The following is a 16448-nucleotide window of genomic DNA, read 5'->3' on the forward strand; positions in this document are numbered from 1 at the left end:
AGCCGGCTTCAGGCCTTGGGAGCCTTGAAGCCGATCTCGATTGTCTCAAGTCCATCCGCGTCTGCGGCCTGTGCCTTCGCCATCTCCGCCAGCGCCTTGCGATATTCCACCGGCATTACCTTGCGGAACTTCGGCAGGTATTCGCGCCAGTTGGCGAGAATGGCCTGCGCCTTCGACGAGTTGGTGTAGCGGGCATGGCGCGAGATGAGCGCATGCAGGCGCTCGGCGTCGTTGCGAGTCATGTCACGCATCACTTCAACGAGGCCGTGGCTTTCAAGGTCGCCCTGCTGACCCATCAGCCGCTCCATGATCTCTTCTTCAGCCTCGATTGGCTCAAGCTCGACCATCGCCATGTTGCACTTGGTTTCGAAGTCGCCCGCTTCATCCAGCACGTAGGCGATGCCGCCCGACATGCCCGCAGCGAAGTTGCGGCCGGTATTGCCGAGCACGACGATGCAGCCGCCGGTCATGTATTCGCAGCCGTGATCGCCGGTGCCTTCAACGACAGCGGATGCGCCGGAGTTGCGAACCGCGAAGCGCTCACCCGCAACGCCGCGGAAGTAGCACTCGCCGGTGATGGCGCCGTACAGCACCGTGTTGCCGACGATGATGCTGCTTTCTGGCTTGATGCCGGAGTTGGGATCGGGCCGCACGATGATCTTGCCGCCGGAAAGGCCCTTGCCGACATAGTCGTTGCCTTCGCCGACCAGATCGAGCGTTACGCCCTGTGCGGTCCAGGCGCCGAAGCTCTGGCCGGCGGTGCCCTTCAGCGTCAGCCAGATCGTATCCTCCGGCAGCCCCGCATAGCCGAAGCGCGTGGCAACTTCGCCCGAGAGCATTGCGCCGGCGCTGCGGTTGACGTTGGTGATCGCAACATCGTGCTTCACCGGCTTGCGCGTTTCCAGCGCCGGACGGCAAAGCTCGATCAGCTTCCGGTCCAGCACCTTCTCAAGCCCGTGGTCCTGACGCTCGGTGTGATAGATGCCGACGTCATCGGGCATGTGCGGACGATAGAAGATCTTCGAAAAGTCGAGCCCCTTCGCCTTCCAGTGCGCGATGGCGTTCTCCTTATCGAGCACTTCGGTCTGGCCGATCATCTCGTCGAAGTTGCGGAAGCCGAGCGCCGCCATGTACTCGCGCACTTCTTCAGCAATGAAGAAGAAGTAGTTGATGACGTGCTCGGGCTTGCCCTGGAACTTCGCACGCAGGACTGGGTCTTGCGTTGCGACGCCGACGGGGCAGGTGTTGAGGTGACACTTGCGCATCATGATGCAGCCGGCGGCGATCAGCGGCGCGGTGGAGAAGCCGAACTCGTCGGCACCCAGCAGCGCGCCGACGATGACATCGCGACCGGTGCGCAGGCCGCCGTCAACCTGCACCGCGATGCGGCTGCGCAGGCGGTTCAGCACCAGCGTCTGATGCGTTTCAGCAAGGCCGATCTCCCACGGCGAACCCGCATGCTTGATGGAGGTGAGCGGCGAAGCGCCCGTGCCGCCTTCAAAGCCGGAGATCGTGACGTGGTCGGCGCGCGCCTTGGCGACACCCGTTGCAACCGTGCCGACGCCAACTTCCGAGACGAGCTTCACCGACACGTCGCTCTTCGGGTTGACGTTCTTCAGATCGTAGATGAGCTGCGCCAGATCCTCGATGGAATAGATGTCGTGGTGCGGCGGCGGCGAGATGAGGCCGACGCCGGGCGTAGAGTGGCGCACCTTCGCGATCACCTGATCGACCTTGTGACCGGGCAACTGTCCGCCCTCGCCGGGCTTGGCGCCCTGGGCCATCTTGATCTGGATCATGTCGGCGTTGACGAGATATTCCGTCGTCACACCGAAGCGGCCGGAAGCGACCTGCTTGATGGCGGAGCGCATGGAATCGCCGTTATCCATCGGCTTGAAGCGATCCACTTCCTCGCCGCCTTCACCGGTGTTCGACTTGCCGCCGATCCGGTTCATGGCGATGGCCAGCGTGGTGTGCGCTTCGCGGCTGATGGAGCCGTAGCTCATCGCGCCGGTAGCGAAGCGCTTCACGATGTCGACGGCGGGCTCCACTTCATCCAGCGGCACCGGCGTGCGGCCAAGCTCCTCGGCGGAGCGGATGCGGAACAGCCCGCGCATGGTCATGAGTTGCTCGGCCTGATCGTTCACCTGCTTGGCGAACGCGCGATACTTGTCCGGCAGATTGCCGCGCACGGCATGCTGCAGATCGGCCACGACGCCCGCACGCCAGACATGCGCTTCGCCGCGCACGCGGAATGCATATTCGCCGCCAACTTCCAGCGCGTTTTCCAGCACCTGACTGTCGCCAAAAGCTGCCTTGTGGCGATCAACGGTTTCCTGAGCGATCTCGCGCAGGCCGATGCCTTCAATCTGCGTATGCGTGCCAGTGAAGTAGCGCTTCACGAACGACGACCGCAGGCCGATGGCGTCGAAAATCTGCGCGCCGCAATAGGACTGGTAAGTCGAGATGCCCATCTTCGCCATCACCTTCATGATGGCCTTGCCGATAGCCTTGATGTAGCGCTGCTTCAGCTCATCCGCGGTCACGCCATCGGCGAACTCCGGCAGCAACTGCTCCAGCGTCTCGAACGCGAGATAGGGATTGATCGCTTCGGCGCCATAGCCCGCGAGCGTGCAGAACTGATGCACTTCGTTGGCTTCGCCGGTTTCGACAACCAGACCAACCGAAGTGCGCAGGCCCTGCTTGATCAGGTGATGGTGCACGGCGGACGTCGCCAGCAGCGAAGGAATGGGAATGCGGTCCGGCCCGACAGCGCGGTCGGACAGGATGATGATGTTGTATTCCTTCGAGCGAACGGCTTCTTCAGCTTCCGCGCACACGCAGTCCAGCGCCGGCGCCATGCCCGCTGCGCCCTGATCGGCCGGATAGGTGATGTCGAGCGTGATGGACGAGAACTCGTTGTCCTTCACCTCGCCGATCTGGCGCACGCGCTCCAGATCCTCGTTCGTTAGGATGGGCTGATAGACCTCAAGCCGCTTCTGCCGCGACGTGCCCTCAAGATCGAGGATGTTCGGGCGTGGGCCGATGAACGACACCAGGCTCATGACAAGCTCTTCGCGGATCGGATCGATCGGCGGGTTCGTCACCTGCGCGAAGTTCTGCTTGAAGTAGGTGTGCAGCAGCTTCGACTTGGAAGACAGCGCCGAAATGGGCGTGTCCGTACCCATGGAGCCGATAGCTTCCTGGCCGGTCTGCGCCATCGGCAGCATCAGCACCTTGATGCTTTCCTGCGTGTAGCCAAACGCCTGCTGGCGATCGAGCAGGCTGACATTGGGCTTCGACGCTGCGGCGCGTGGCGCTGGCAACGGCAGATCGGAAACATGGATCTGCGTACGCTTCAGCCACTTCTCATAGGGGTTCGAAGCCGCAATCTCGGCCTTCAGTTCCTCGTCGGAAACGATGCGGCCCTTTTCGAGATCGATCAGCAGCATCTTGCCCGGCTGCAGGCGCCACTTCTGTACGATGGATTCTTCCGGCATCGGCAGCACGCCCGATTCCGACGCCATCACGACCAGATCGTCCTTGGTGACGAAATAGCGTGCAGGACGCAGGCCGTTGCGGTCCAGCGTGGCGCCGATCTGGCGACCGTCCGAGAAGCACATGGCGGCCGGACCGTCCCACGGTTCCATGAGACAGGCGTGGTATTCGTAGAAGGCGCGGCGCTTGCGATCCATCGTCGGATTGCCGGCCCATGCCTCGGGGATGAGCATCATCGCCGCGTGCGGCAGCGAATATCCACCCATCACGAGAAATTCGAGCGCGTTGTCGAAGCAGGCGGTGTCCGATTGTCCCTCGTAGGAAATCGGCCATAGCTGCGAGATGTTGTTGCCGTACAGCGGGGACGACACCGAAGCTTCGCGTGCCGCCATCCAGTTGACGTTGCCGCGCAGCGTGTTGATCTCGCCGTTGTGCGCAACCATGCGATAAGGATGCGCCAGCTTCCATGACGGGAACGTGTTGGTCGAAAAGCGCTGATGCACCAGCGCCATCGCCGAGATGACACGCGGGTCGGAGAGGTCGGTGTAGTACGCCTTCACCTGATATGAGAGGAACATCCCCTTGTAGACCAGCGTGCGCGACGACAACGACACCGTGTAATGGCCGATGTCGCGGTGCTTGTAGGCATCTTGAATGGCGTTCGAGACGATCTTGCGCGCAAGATAAAGTCGGCGCTCAAAATCGTCCTGATCGAGGATCGACGAAGGCCGTCCGATGAACACCTGACGGTGCACCGGCTCGGTCTCGCGCACCATGTCCGACAGCGATGAATTGTCGATCGGAACGGAGCGCCAGCCGAGTAGCGAAAGCCCCATTTCCTTGACGATACGCGTCCACACACGCTCGCAGTGCGCGCGCAGACGTGCCTCGCGCGGCATGAAGATGTGGCCGACCGCATACTGACCCGCAGGTGGCAGCGTGAAGCCAAGCTTGCGGCATTCATCCTTCAGAAAATCGTGCGGGATCTGAATGAGTATGCCGGCGCCATCGCCAGCGAGCGGGTCGGCACCAACGGCGCCGCGATGCTCAAGATTTGCTAGAATTTTCAGCGCATCTGATACGATGTTGTGCGACTTGCGCCCCTTGAGATCGGCGATGAAGCCAACGCCGCAAGCATCGTGCTCATGCGCGGGATCATACAGCCCCTGCGCTTCAGGCATGCCATTGGCGGAAACGGACACATTACGGCTGTTTTGGTGACTCTGCGTCATTGCAGCGACCTTTCAAGGTTCGCAGCAGCTAAACACTGCTCGATCAGACGGAAGTTATCGGAGCCGCGTCAATCGCGATTTTAGCGAGGCGGCGTATTCAGCGTCAGATTTTAAACGAGCTGATCCGGCGGCTTGCTTGTGAGCAGCGGCCGTTTGAAACCCAGCGATTTCGCGGATTCAAACCGCATTCTCGTTAAACCTCGCTCGTTCCCATCGGGACGGCGATCTGAGCCGAGCGTTTGCGCTCAACCCAGAGCAAGATAGAAAGGACAGCAGCACTGACCTTTCGATCGACATTGACAGATTTCTAATCGCTGCACAAGCACCAATGAACATGCGCACATTGTCCTGCCTGCAATTTAGGCAGTACGCCGAAAAACTGATCAATACGCGCATAAAAGAGCGGCCGCGGTGGGAGCCGCGGCCGCTAAGTTTAGGGGAGGGAAGTGTACGCAAAGGCTAGTGTCGTATCGCTTGTCGTGTGTCGGGCTTAGACGGAAGTCGAAGCCTCAATCTGCTTAGGCGATGAGCCGATGGATACTGTACGCGGCTTCATACGCTCGGGGAGATTGCGAACGAGATCGATGTGCAGCAGTCCGTCAGCGAAGTCGGCGCCTTCGACTTCAACGTGATCGGCAAGCTGGAAGCGACGCTCGAACGAGCGAGCAGCAATGCCCCGGTGCAGGAACACGCGCTCTTTCTCATCCGGCTTCTTGGTGCCGGAAACCACGAGCATCTGCTCTTTCACTTCAATCTTGAATTCATCTTTGTTGAAGCCGGCGACGGCCATGGTGATGCGATACTGGTTATCGCCAAGTCGTTCGATATTGTATGGCGGATAGGCATCACCCTCGAATCCGCTGGCGCTATCCAGCATCTGGGCCAGTCGATCGAAACCGACGGTTGAACGGAAGAGGGGAGCAAAATCATACTGTCGCATAGAACATATCCTCTGAATGATTGAGCGACATGCGTTGCACCTGCCGGGTTGGCCAGATGACAACCAAGTAACTGTCGTGCGCACCCCAATCGGGCATGCGTCACAAATTTTATTTAGGTGGCTGCCCGGCGTGTTCAAGGGCGCGCAAAACCTCTCGCCGCTACCCTGACAGAAATGTGAAGAGGGTATCCCGGTTACGTAGACATGACAGGGCGAGGCATGCCGGTCAGCGGCGAGAGCAGATGGGCGGTCGCCGCGGGGCTCATATGACTGTTGCGCCGTAACAGATCGTGACAGCCGTTTCATGTGCGGTTCATCCGCAGTTCGCCACATTCGCTCCGTTGTGTCTTCCCCCTTCGCCCCGGACTCTTAAGGAGCTTCCATGCTTGCGTGCGCCCGTTCAGTAGCGGCATCGGCGCTTGCCGCCACGTTTGCGATTGCTGCGCTCCCCGCATCGGTCAGTGCGGCTGACCTTTATCCCTATGAAGCTTATGGCGGCGGCAGGCCGTATGAGCGTTACAGTCAGTATGATGACGACGGGCTCTATGATCCGCCTGCTTACGGTCGCGGTGGATGCATCCCGCGTGAAGTCGCTCGCGACCGGCTGCGCGATGCCGGCTGGCGTGGCTTCCATGCGATTGAGCCGCGCGGTGGTGTCGTGCTGGTGAAGGCGCGCCGCCCAGACGGACGCATGTACGATCTCACCATCGACCGCTGCTCCGGCGAGGTGGTGGAAGCCAAGCCCCTCTATGGTCGCCGGGCCGCGGGTTATGGCTGGGGACCGCCGCCCCGCCCCGAGCCGTGGGGGCGCGCCTATTGGGGCCCGCGTTATTGACCGGTTGCTGAAGTGCTCCCCTGTGCGGCGCAGTGGTTAGATTGCTGCTTGCGTGGTCGGCGCGTCGCGGCGCCTGTATGGTGAACATTGCAGAATCAATGTCGTCATACGGCGTTGCAGGCGCCGTCCCCGCAGGGCTGCGCCGCGTCGGCGCATCCCGGCGGTCGCTTGCGAGGAGCACAGGGCTGACATGGAACTCGTATCACTGGCCAAGAATCCGCTTCCCAGCGGAGGCATCGTTGGCACGTTCAGCGGTTATGACGGCGCTGAGCTGCGTTTTGCGCGCTGGGATGCAACGCGCCAGCCACGTCGCGGCACCGTGTGTCTGTTCCCCGGCCGGGCCGAGTTTATCGAAAAGTATTTCGAGGTGATCGCCGACCTGCGTCGTCGCGGGTTTGCTGTTGCAACGCTGGACTGGCGCGGGCAGGGCGGATCGCAGCGCATGCTGGCAAATCCGCGCAAGGGCCACGTGCGCGGCTTCTGGGAATACGACCGCGACCTCGTTCGCTTCATGAAGGACGTGGTGCTGCCTGATTGTCCGCCGCCGTTCATCGGCCTTGGTCATTCGATGGGCGGCAACATCCTGTTGCGCAACGCCACGATGCCGGGGCTTTGGTTCGAGCGGATCATCCTGACGGCGCCGATGATCGCCATATCCGAGGCAACGTTAGGCACCACCACTGCCAAGGCGCGCATTTATGCCGAGATCGCATCCCAGCTCGGCATGTTCACGGCCTACGTGCCGGGCGGGTCGGACGAGCTCTATTCGACGCAGAAGTTTGACGGCAACGTGCTGACCTCCGATCACGAGCGCTGGCTGCGCACCAAGGCCGTGCTGGAGCAGGCGCCTGCGCTGGGCCTTGGGTCGCCTACGGTTGGCTGGCTGCGCAGTGCGTTGCGGTCGTGCCGCATGCTTTGCGGGCACGACTATGCCGGTCGGATCAATGTGCCCCTGCTGCTGTTTGCCTCCGGCAACGACAAGCTGGTTTCCACGCGCGCCATCGAGGACTTTGCTGTGCGGGCCAAGCTGTCATCGTGCATTTTGATGCCCGGTGCGCAGCACGAGATCCTGCAGGAGAATGACACGGTGCGGCTGCGCTTCTGGGCGGCCTTCGACGCCTACATGGGCGTCGAGGAGCCAGGGGCCTGAAGTGGCCTGAGGTGTCCGGCCGGTTGAACGGGGCGGCCATCCGTTAGCGCGCCGCCCACGTAGGTCGGAGACGGCTATCTGCAACTTTGCTGTTCTCAGTTGCGGGCCATCAGCCCGCAGCGAGAACCGCCATGGCCTTGGCGTGTAATTCCGGATCGCCTGCCGCGAGAATGCGCCCGCCTTCGGTGGCCGGGCGGCCGTCCCAGGTGGTGATGACGCCGCCAGCGCCTTCGATGATCGGTATCAGCGCAACGATGTCGTACGGCTTCAGTCCGGCTTCGACGACAAGATCAACATGCCCCGCCGCCAGCATGCAGTAGCCGTAGCAGTCGCCGCTGTAGCGGGTCATGCGAACGCGGGGGCGCAGGGCGGCAAAGCCTGTCGTTTCCTCGCCCGCTGCAAAGAGCTCCGGATGGGTGGAGGTGAGAATGGCCTGATCGAGGTCGGTGCAGGTGCGGGTGTGGAGCTGTCGCTCGCCGTCCGGTGAACGGCAGAAGCTGCCACCTTCGTCAGACCAGAACCGTTCGCGGGTGAATGGCTGGTCCATCATGCCAAGCACGGGCGTGTTGCCATCCATCAGTCCGATCAGGGTGCCCCAGAGCGGCCAGCCCATAATAAAGGCCCGGGTGCCGTCGATCGGATCGACCACCCAACGCAGGCGCGCATCTGGATTGCGCGTGCCGTGCTCCTCGCCGACGAAGCCATGCTCCGGCCAGTGGGCGGCAACGAGATCGCTGATCACCTTTTCGGCGCCGCGGTCGGCTGCAGTCACAGGGTCGAATGTGCCGTCGCCGCCCTTGTCAGCAACGCCGATGGGGGTGCGGAAGTATGGGCGGATGGCCGCACCGGATGCGTCCGCCAGACTATGCGCAAAATCGACATAACGGCGAAGAGGGGTTTGAGATGAGCTTGTCACAGTATTAGCTGCGCTCCTGGGCAGTCATATTGCAGTAAAATTGGCATCCGCATGACGCTTAGACATACTGTGTAGTGCAGTTGTTTCGCGTTGTGGCCTGAATCCGCCAACTGTTGCGGCGTGGATACAGAGTAACTGTAATGCGCGACCAATTCGCCGTCGTTGGTTGATGGACAGGGCGAACCGGCTCATATCTCGATAGCGCGGTGGCGTTGGTCGATCCAGGGCTACCGTTTTGCCCACTTGGGCGTTTCCTCCCTAGACTTGGGCCGTTCGCATGCGAACGGCCTTTTTTCCTGCCCAAATGCTTTCATCGTTTTGTCACCCGTGCTGAGCCCCATTGTGACGCTCGCCGGTGGCATCATCTTCGCCGCTATCGCCATTCAAAAAGCAGTCGCATTTGGCGGACGTAGCGAGCGTCTTGCAATTACAGCTTGTGTATTGGGCAGTGGAATTGAGTTTTCACTCGCTTTTCTGCGCATATCCCTTTGTTTGGGCTCGCCCTATTTACGGTTTTGGCACTTGCTGCTGTCATTATAGGCATACTGCTAATGCGATCTCTGATTTTGGTGGATCAGCCATGCAGAAAACGCAGTTGTCTTTGTTGCGGCGCACTAGTAGTTTTGCGATGCGACATGATGAGCTCTGCTCTCTGTCGTAGCCCTCCTTGGGCGTTTCCTCCCTAGACTTGGGCCGTTCGTGATCCGAACGGCCCTTTTTTCTTGCCAATTTCACGATGCGGCACAATCGCCCAGCAAAAGTGACTGATTTGATGACGGTCATGTTGGGGTTGGTGACATGTCGCAAGTGACGGAATCGATCAATTGTCCGACCGCATCGATCATCAAAATATAAAATGGTGCGATGCAGTATGGTGCTTTTTGCATGGCTTCAATAAGCATTGCAGCAATCATGCATAAGGCGACGGTGGCCTGATACCGCCAGCGGTCCCATCGGCAAACCCTGCAATACCAGCACAAAAGCCATCGCGTTGAGATCAGAGGGCGGAAAAGCTGCGAAACCTATTCAGCCGCAGCGCGATATTCCAGCATCGCCGGCAATTCGCTTAATAGAGGCACCGCCAAAGTCTGCAAATCTCTTTGCAGAGTCGCGAAGCTCTTCTTGAGGCGCAAGGTGCGCTCATCAATGTACAGGCCGCGATTGATCTCGATTTGCACCGCGTGCACGTTACGGGCCGGGCGCCCATAATGCTCGGTGATGTAACCGCCGGCATAGGGGCGGTTCATGTGCACTTTGTAGCCGAGATTGGTGAGCGTATCGCGCAGGAAGCGCGAGATTTTATTGTCGGCCGAAGCACCAAAGCGATCGCCCAGCACAATGTCCGGCCGCGGGCCGCCAAATGATGCCATCGAAGATGACGGCATCGAATGGCAGTCAATCAGGATCGCATAGCCAAACCGCTGCCGCGTTGTTTCAACCAGCTCGCAAAGGGCGGCATGGAAGGGAATGTAAAGCTGCTGCACCCGTGCCAGTGCGTCTGCGAGTGAAATCTTGTGGCGGTAAATTTCTTCGCCGTCAGCCACAATGCGCGCGATGGTGCCGAGGCCGCCGGCGACACGGACCGATTGCGTATTGGCGTAGTCGGGCAGCGGCTCGTCAAAGATCTCGGGGTCGAACTCATAGGGTTCGCGGTTGACGTCCAGGAATGCACGCGGAAATCGCGCGGAGATAAGCGGCACGCCGAGCTCCGCAACCGGAGCGATCAGTTCATCGACGAAGCAGTCTTCCGATTTACGCAGACATAATGGGGTCAAGCGCGACTGCGCGATGAAGCTCTGCGGGTAGATGCGGCCTGAATGGGGCGAGCAGAATACAAACGGCGCGACCTGACGCTCCGGCTCGGTGACCGTGTAAGGCGGCAGTAATTCCGCCGGGATTATTGGGGCATCGCGGGCAGGCATGCTTTTTGCGAGGTCTCTCTCCGAAGTGATCGGAAGCCTACAAGGGCCTAACACTGCCCGCCGGACCGCTTTCGTATGCTCAAAAAACGCGCCGTCGGGACAATGCGTCCCAACTCTTATCGTCGGCCTTGCTCACTGTGCCAAGGTCGTCTCAATATGTCCACTGGGGGACACTAAGCTGGCGGTCTCGCTGGAGGGGGAAGGGTCTGTTTTGATGGGCCGAGTTCACCTCCCGTTTACCGTAGTAGAACCAAAGTCGCGCCGATGCAGACATTCGGCCGACGCGTCGAACCGATAGTTCCAGAGTAATCAATGACCGCAAAGCCTTCCAGCGTAACGCTTTCCCGCATCCTTCTCGCCGAAGACGACGATTCGATGCGCGGCTTCCTTGTCCGGGCTCTCAAAAAGGCCGGCTACGACGTTATCGCCTTCCCGAACGGCGAAGATGCCTTTGAGCGGCTCAAGACCGAGCCATTCACGCTTCTGCTCACCGATATCGTGATGCCGAAGATGGATGGCATCGAGCTGGCGCGCCGGGCCAGTGAACTCGATCCTGATCTCAAGATCATGTTCATCACAGGCTTTGCTGCCGTTATTCTCAATAACGACGAGGCCGCGCCGAAGGATGCGCGGGTACTGTCAAAGCCGTTTCACCTCAAGGATCTCGTCCGCGAGGTCGACCGTCTGCTGGCGGCCTGAACGCGACGTCGCGCCGCGTCCGGGAGCGTCTCCATCTGTCGGGAATAAGGTTTTCCGATCAAAAAATGTCTGGAGCCAATCCCAGCTCTCACAAAAAATGGATTGGCTCGAGGTAATCTTCTCAAACACTATTGACCTTGGCGGGGGCATCAGCCTAGAAACCCGCCTCTGGGGCACTTAGCTCAGCGGTAGAGCACTACCTTGACATGGTAGGGGTCAGAGGTTCGATCCCTCTAGTGCCCACCATTCACTTTTGATTGGTGTGGAAATGAAAGTCCGGAACTCGTTGAAGTCACTGCGTACGCGTCATCGCGCCAACCGTCTGGTTCGTCGCAAGGGCAAGGTGTACATCATCAATAAGGTGCAGCGTCGTTTCAAGGCACGTCAGGGCTAAGGCTTTTCCGCAAGTCACGCTTTGACGCTGCCTTTGTCGCATCCTATGTTGAAGGGATGCGCAAGTTTCGATCCCTCGCCGCCGCCTCCGTTGTCGCCTTAGGTCTGCCGCTTATTGCCGGGCCTCTTGTAGCGCAGGATGGCATACCGTCACCTCACACAGGTGATGGAGCATTACCTGGCATTGAGGGATTGAAGCCGCTTCCTGCACCTAGGAGCATTTTGCCATCGGCGCCGGATAATCCGGCCGCCGGCCTTCCGGCTGGAAAAATGCCGCCGCCGACAGACGGCGTCGCACAGCCCATTCCTCAATCGCGTGAGGAATTGCTGGCCGAGCTGCTGGATCTCCTCGCCAAATCGCCAAATCCCACGGACGCTGCCCCCATTGCTGAGGCGGTGGAAGGGCTCTGGCTGCAGAGCGAAAGCTATACCGTTTCGCTGCTGATGGGCCGCGCTGCAAAGGCCATCAACGACGAGAATAACGATCTCGCGCTCAAGTTCCTCGATGCGGTCATTGAGATTTCGCCGGATTTCGCCGAGGGCTGGAACCGGCGCGCCTATGTCTATTTTCTCAACAACGACTACGACAACGCGATGAACGATCTGCGCCGTACGCTGGCGCTGGAGCCGAAGCACTTCAAAGCCCTCGAAGGGCTGGCCCGCATCATGAATGAGACCGGGCAGAAAAAGGCTGCGCTGCAGGCCTATCGGGAAGTGCTGAAGATCAATCCCAACTACGACAAGGCCAAGAAGATGGTCGACGACCTCTCGGTTGAGGTTGAGGGTCGCGGCATCTGAGAACTAGCGCGGCTAGTCGTGTAGCGTGGCGGGCATGAAGTCTCTCTGCGCGATGGGCGGGCCTTTGCCTACCGATCTCGTTCCGATGCCGGCAGCGTCGCTAGGGCAGGCAGCAATCTGCAATGAGATGACGTGCGAGCTGCTGGGTGTCGAACCATCAAGGCTCAGGATTTGCGCAGCATTACAGCCTGGAGCTTGCTGGCCTTGTGGCAGTCAACGCGCGTGGTGGCAGCGCTGCCACCAGATGGCTGACCTTTTCGCGTGGCGCCTAGTCATGTCAGAGCGGGGCGCGTTCCGGTCTAGTGGGCCGCCAGCCGGTTGCTTTCTGTGACAGCCCGTTGCCGCTGCCTGATCGTGAGAATGGCAAGCTTCGTCGACGCTCCGCGCACGCAGCCGCAAATGAAAACGGCACCATCGCAGCGGTTTGCGATGATGCCGTTGTGACTTCTCAGAACGACGGGTGACAACAACCGATCAGCGGACTTCCGCGATGGGCGCGCCGTGTTCGTCCACGAACGCAATGCGGATCATGTTGGTGGCTCCGGGCGAGCCGAAAGGCACGCCAGCGGTAATCAGCACCCCGTTGTTGGGTTGCACGAAGCCCTCGTCGAAGGCGATGCGGCAGGCCTTGCTGACCATGTCCGTCAGCGTTGCCGGGTCAGCTGTCATCACCGATTGAATGCCCCAGACCAGCGAAAGACGCCGGGCAGTGGACTCGATCGGCGTCAGGCCCATGATCGGCAGGCCAGGACGCTCGCGGGTGACGCGCAGCGCTGTCGAGCCGGTGGCCGTGTAGCAGACGATGGCCGATAGCTTTACCGTGTCAGCGATGGCGTGGACAGCGGCCGCGATTGCGTCGGCACCCGTCGGCTGCGGCGCGGTGCGGGTCGCGTGAATTATCGCGTCGTAGCTGGGATCGGATTCCACCTCAATCGCGATGCGGTCCATCATCTGGATCGCCTCGGTCGGGAACTGACCGATTGCGGATTCAGCCGAAAGCATCACGGCATCGGCGCCATCGAACACGGCGGTGGCAACGTCCGAAACTTCAGCGCGCGTCGGAACGGGCGACGAAATCATGCTTTCCAGCATCTGCGTGGCGACGACCACCGGCTTGCCGGCAGCGCGGGCCTTGCGGGTGATCTGCTTCTGCAACCCAGGCACGCGCTCGACCGGCATCTCGACGCCGAGATCGCCGCGCGCAACCATGATGCCGTCCGATGCAGCGATGATCGCGTCGAGATCGCTGATGGCGGATGGCTTCTCGATCTTGGACAGCAGCGCCGCGCGATCGCCCACGATCTCGCGCACTTGAAGTACGTCTTCGGCGCGCTGAATGAACGACAGCGCGATCCAGTCAACGCCGAGCTTCAGCACGTGCGCCAGGTCGGCGCGGTCCTTCTCGGTCAGCGGACCGATGGGAAGCAGCGTATCGGGCAGGCTGATACCCTTGCGGCTGCCAAGCGAGCCGCCGACAATCACTTCAGCGGTGATGACATCCTTGGTCTTTTCGGTAACGCGCATGCGCAGCTTGCCATCGTCGAGCAGCAGCATGTGGCCCGGCTCGACGCCAGCGAAGATCTGCGGATGCGGAAGATGCACCGACTCTGATGATCCGGGCTTTTCAGCGCGCTCGAAGCGGAACGTGGCGCCATCGTTGACGAAGGCGCGGCCGCCGGTAAATTCGCCGACGCGGAATTTCGGGCCTTGGATGTCGGCAAGTACGCCGATCGGATGCCGATGGCGTTTGGCAACCCAGCGGACGGAATTGAGCAGCGCACGCGCGGTGTCGTGCGATGAGTGGCTCATGTTGATGCGAAATACGTCGACGCCAGCCAGAAACAGGCGCTCGATGATTTCAGTTGCCGAGGTAGCCGGCCCTAGGGTCGCGACGACCTTGACCCTTCTTTGACGTCTCATTTTTCACTCGCCTCGGGGTCGGTGAGGCGGATGGTCCATTCCTGCGACTCGCCGGTGTCCACTTCAAAAAACCCAGTACGTTTGTGGCCGCGTTGCTGACAATCCTGCACGCCGCGGATGGCAAACGATTTGTCGTCGGTGCACATGAAATTGTCACCGGCCCACTCACCACCCCGGTCATAGTCTAGGGCGTGAATGTAAATAAAACGGCTGGGGACAGGACCCTTCAACAGCGTCTCACAGGTTTGCGAGGCGATGTTCCACCAGCCTTCAGTAGCCCACCCCGTGGCGTCTTGATAGCCAACGGCTACGCCGACGCGGCTTGAGGTGGAGTTGCACAGTTTGAGATCTGCATGTGCGGATGAAGAAAAGACGAGCATGCCGGGGATCAGCACCACACCGGCCAGAAGGCCGGCCCGCTGCAAAAATCCATCTCGGCCCCGTGATACCACGCCCGCCCGCTCCGCTCGGTTATGCAGTCCAAACCAGTTCCCCCGCTGCGGCGCCGGTAAAGGCGCCCCATCGCTTCGCCGTTGCATCGGATGTGAGGCTTCCCAGAAAGGCAGGAGGGAAGTGCCGAGTGTCCGAAGCGGACAGGGACAGCACATATTTTGCACGAACTTGGCGGCATTGCGATGGTGTGGGGAAATAGGGCGTGGGAAATGACAACACCTGGCACGCAGCGTTGGAACGAACCAGCCTGACACCTTTGATCGCCGGGCTCTGACGTGTGCCCGAAATCTCGGTACAGTCCGCCGAACCAGCGGTTACTGCCATTGAAATTCCCCATGCATATTCTCAGTGTTGGTTTGCTCAATCGGCTCGCCTGCGTCAAGCGGCGCACCGACGCGGGTAGTTTCGATTCACCGCTTCAAAGGCTATATTGGAGATATGTTGCACCTCGATGGCTGCGAGCCATCTGCGCTCGCCGATTCACCCGATCCAGACAGCTACGAGCTGATCCCTGGCAGGCTTGATGCCGGTTTGATCGTGTTGTGCGATCACGCCACCAACATCATTCCCGAGGGCTATGGCTCGCTTGGCCTGCCCGCAGCCGAGCTGCGGCGCCACATCGCCTATGATATCGGTGCGGCCGCCGTGACGAAGCAACTGGCCGCGCGCCTTGGCGTGCCGGCCGTTCTGACGCGGTTTTCCAGGCTGCTGATCGACCCCAACCGTGGGCTTGATGACCCGACGCTGGTGATGCGCATCTCCGATGGCGCGGTCATCGCTGGCAATCGCCACCTGGATGAGGCCGAACGCGAGAAGCGTGTGCGCCAGTATTATGAGCCCTACCATCGGCGCATCGACCAGTTGATCGAAAGCTGCGTGGCTGCCGGCGTGCCGCCGGTGCTGCTGTCGGTGCACAGCTTCACCGATAACTGGAAAGGCGTCGCCCGGCCCTGGCATGCGGCCATTCTGTGGGACCGCGACTATCGCTTTGCCGTGCCGCTGCTGAATGCGCTGCGTACCGATTCGGACATCGTGGTAGGCGAAAATGAACCCTATGACGGAAAACTTGCGGGCGACAGCATGTGGCGGCATGGCACGCGCCGCGGGCTGGCCCACGCCATCATCGAGATCCGGCAGGATCTGATTACGCATCCGGATGGCCAGCAGGCCTGGGCGGAGCGGATTGCACAGGCCATCGAAAGCATTTTTGCCGAGGCGGAGCGCACCGAAGAATTGCATCAGGTGCGCTACTTCGGCTCCCATACCGATACGGATGAAGCGCCGCCCTACACCAGTCCAGCCGAAAGGAATGCTCGATGACCGGCATCGACAGCGACACAACAACGAAAATCGAGGCGGCTGCGTTTCGGCGTCTGGTGCAGCATCTGCAGCAGCGTACCGACGTGCAGAACATCGACCTGATGAATCTGGCGGGGTTCTGCCGCAACTGCCTGAGCAACTGGTATCAGGAAGCTGCCGCCGAACTGGGCACACCGCTCAGCAAGGATCAGGCGCGCGAGATCGTATGCGGCATGCCCTATGCCGAGTGGCGTGCGCGCCATCAGACCGAAGCATCGGCCGACGCACAGGCAAAGTTCGCGCAGTCAGAGGCGGCGCACGAAAAAGGCTGAGGCCTGGACGCTTGCGCGCATGAACGTTCGACGCTGCAGCGGCGCTTTGGAGATGTCACCA

13 protein-coding genes and 1 tRNA gene are annotated in these 16448 nt (G+C 60.6%); 8 read left to right on the forward strand and 6 right to left on the reverse strand.

The window, feature by feature from the left end; all coding sequences use genetic code 11:
- Positions 1-8 precede the first annotated feature (8 nt).
- Together gltB and C6Y62_RS05355 are read right to left on the reverse strand one after the other, a co-directional pair.
- A complete protein-coding gene (gene gltB, locus C6Y62_RS05350; RefSeq protein ID WP_173953113.1) occupies positions 9-4730 on the reverse strand; it encodes a glutamate synthase large subunit in 4722 nt (1573 codons plus the stop codon).
- A gap of 490 nt (positions 4731-5220) precedes the next feature.
- Positions 5221-5670, reverse strand: a complete 450-nt coding sequence (locus tag C6Y62_RS05355) for an Hsp20 family protein (protein WP_173953114.1) — start codon at positions 5668-5670, stop codon at positions 5221-5223.
- 382 nt (positions 5671-6052) lie between these two features.
- On the opposite strand from C6Y62_RS05355, the gene C6Y62_RS05360 reads away from it, so the two are divergent.
- Entirely contained in the window at positions 6053-6505 is a 453-nt protein-coding gene (locus tag C6Y62_RS05360) for a hypothetical protein (protein WP_173953115.1), read from the forward strand.
- A 190-nt stretch (positions 6506-6695) separates the two neighbouring features.
- The gene (locus C6Y62_RS05365; RefSeq protein WP_173953116.1) at positions 6696-7655 is read left to right on the forward strand and encodes an alpha/beta fold hydrolase; all 960 of its coding nucleotides are present in this window, start codon (positions 6696-6698) and stop codon (positions 7653-7655) included.
- A gap of 109 nt (positions 7656-7764) precedes the next feature.
- On the opposite strand, the gene hisN is transcribed toward C6Y62_RS05365, so the two are convergent.
- Together hisN and C6Y62_RS05375 are read right to left on the reverse strand one after the other, a co-directional pair.
- Entirely contained in the window at positions 7765-8571 is an 807-nt protein-coding gene (gene hisN, locus C6Y62_RS05370; RefSeq protein ID WP_173953117.1) for a histidinol-phosphatase, read from the reverse strand.
- A 1022-nt stretch (positions 8572-9593) separates the two neighbouring features.
- Positions 9594-10493: an N-formylglutamate amidohydrolase gene (locus tag C6Y62_RS05375; protein WP_173953118.1), complete on the reverse strand. Its 900-nt coding sequence runs from the start codon at positions 10491-10493 to the stop codon at positions 9594-9596.
- Between the two features lie 312 nt (positions 10494-10805).
- Between C6Y62_RS05375 and cpdR the strand changes: the two genes are divergently transcribed.
- The 4 genes from cpdR to C6Y62_RS05395 all read left to right on the forward strand — a co-directional run bounded on the left by cpdR (position 10806) and on the right by C6Y62_RS05395 (position 12383).
- Positions 10806-11192, forward strand: a complete 387-nt coding sequence (gene cpdR, locus C6Y62_RS05380; RefSeq protein ID WP_068459409.1) for a cell cycle two-component system response regulator CpdR — start codon at positions 10806-10808, stop codon at positions 11190-11192.
- 171 nt (positions 11193-11363) lie between these two features.
- A tRNA-Val gene (locus C6Y62_RS05385) sits at positions 11364-11438 on the forward strand.
- Between the two features lie 22 nt (positions 11439-11460).
- Positions 11461-11586, forward strand: coding sequence for a type B 50S ribosomal protein L36 (gene ykgO, locus C6Y62_RS05390; RefSeq protein WP_068459411.1), 126 nt, complete (start codon positions 11461-11463; stop codon positions 11584-11586).
- Positions 11587-11855: 269 nt separating this feature from the next.
- Positions 11856-12383, forward strand: coding sequence for a tetratricopeptide repeat protein (locus C6Y62_RS05395; RefSeq protein ID WP_173953119.1), 528 nt, complete (start codon positions 11856-11858; stop codon positions 12381-12383).
- A gap of 474 nt (positions 12384-12857) precedes the next feature.
- Here the strand turns inward: C6Y62_RS05395 and pyk are convergent, their stop codons facing one another.
- Entirely contained in the window at positions 12858-14303 is a 1446-nt protein-coding gene (gene pyk / locus C6Y62_RS05400; RefSeq protein ID WP_068459414.1) for a pyruvate kinase, read from the reverse strand.
- The gene (locus C6Y62_RS05405; protein ID WP_246274394.1) at positions 14300-14728 is read right to left on the reverse strand and encodes a DUF1036 domain-containing protein; all 429 of its coding nucleotides are present in this window, start codon (positions 14726-14728) and stop codon (positions 14300-14302) included. Before C6Y62_RS05405 ends, pyk begins: the two co-directional genes overlap by 4 nt.
- A 466-nt stretch (positions 14729-15194) precedes the next feature.
- Between C6Y62_RS05405 and C6Y62_RS05410 the strand changes: the two genes are divergently transcribed.
- Positions 15195-16076 carry an N-formylglutamate amidohydrolase gene (locus C6Y62_RS05410; protein WP_173953120.1) on the forward strand — a complete coding sequence of 294 codons (882 nt, stop codon included), beginning with the start codon at positions 15195-15197 and terminating at the stop codon, positions 16074-16076.
- Entirely contained in the window at positions 16073-16387 is a 315-nt protein-coding gene (locus C6Y62_RS05415; RefSeq protein ID WP_173953121.1) for a DUF1244 domain-containing protein, read from the forward strand. Before C6Y62_RS05410 ends, C6Y62_RS05415 begins: the two co-directional genes overlap by 4 nt.
- The last annotated feature ends 61 nt before the right edge of the window (positions 16388-16448 follow it).

The organism is Hyphomicrobium sulfonivorans, from assembly GCF_013306565.1.
Taxonomy (GTDB): Bacteria; Pseudomonadota; Alphaproteobacteria; order Rhizobiales; family Hyphomicrobiaceae; genus Hyphomicrobium_A; species Hyphomicrobium_A sulfonivorans.

Excerpts from the sequence above, each read along its gene's own strand:
- C6Y62_RS05360 (WP_173953115.1), top strand. The coding sequence starts at position 6,053 with ATGCTTGCGTGCGCCCGTTCAGTAGCGGCATCGGCGCTTGCCGCCACG.
- pyk (WP_068459414.1), bottom strand. The coding sequence starts at position 14,303 with ATGAGACGTCAAAGAAGGGTCAAGGTCGTCGCGACCCTAGGGCCGGCT.
- cpdR (WP_068459409.1), top strand. The coding sequence starts at position 10,806 with ATGACCGCAAAGCCTTCCAGCGTAACGCTTTCCCGCATCCTTCTCGCC.
- C6Y62_RS05395 (WP_173953119.1), top strand. The coding sequence starts at position 11,856 with ATGCCGCCGCCGACAGACGGCGTCGCACAGCCCATTCCTCAATCGCGT.
- C6Y62_RS05375 (WP_173953118.1), bottom strand. The coding sequence starts at position 10,493 with ATGCCTGCCCGCGATGCCCCAATAATCCCGGCGGAATTACTGCCGCCT.
- C6Y62_RS05365 (WP_173953116.1), top strand. The coding sequence starts at position 6,696 with ATGGAACTCGTATCACTGGCCAAGAATCCGCTTCCCAGCGGAGGCATC.
- C6Y62_RS05415 (WP_173953121.1), top strand. The coding sequence starts at position 16,073 with ATGACCGGCATCGACAGCGACACAACAACGAAAATCGAGGCGGCTGCG.
- ykgO (WP_068459411.1), top strand. The coding sequence starts at position 11,461 with ATGAAAGTCCGGAACTCGTTGAAGTCACTGCGTACGCGTCATCGCGCC.
- C6Y62_RS05355 (WP_173953114.1), bottom strand. The coding sequence starts at position 5,670 with ATGCGACAGTATGATTTTGCTCCCCTCTTCCGTTCAACCGTCGGTTTC.
- gltB (WP_173953113.1), bottom strand. The coding sequence starts at position 4,730 with ATGACGCAGAGTCACCAAAACAGCCGTAATGTGTCCGTTTCCGCCAAT.
- C6Y62_RS05410 (WP_173953120.1), top strand. The coding sequence starts at position 15,195 with ATGTTGCACCTCGATGGCTGCGAGCCATCTGCGCTCGCCGATTCACCC.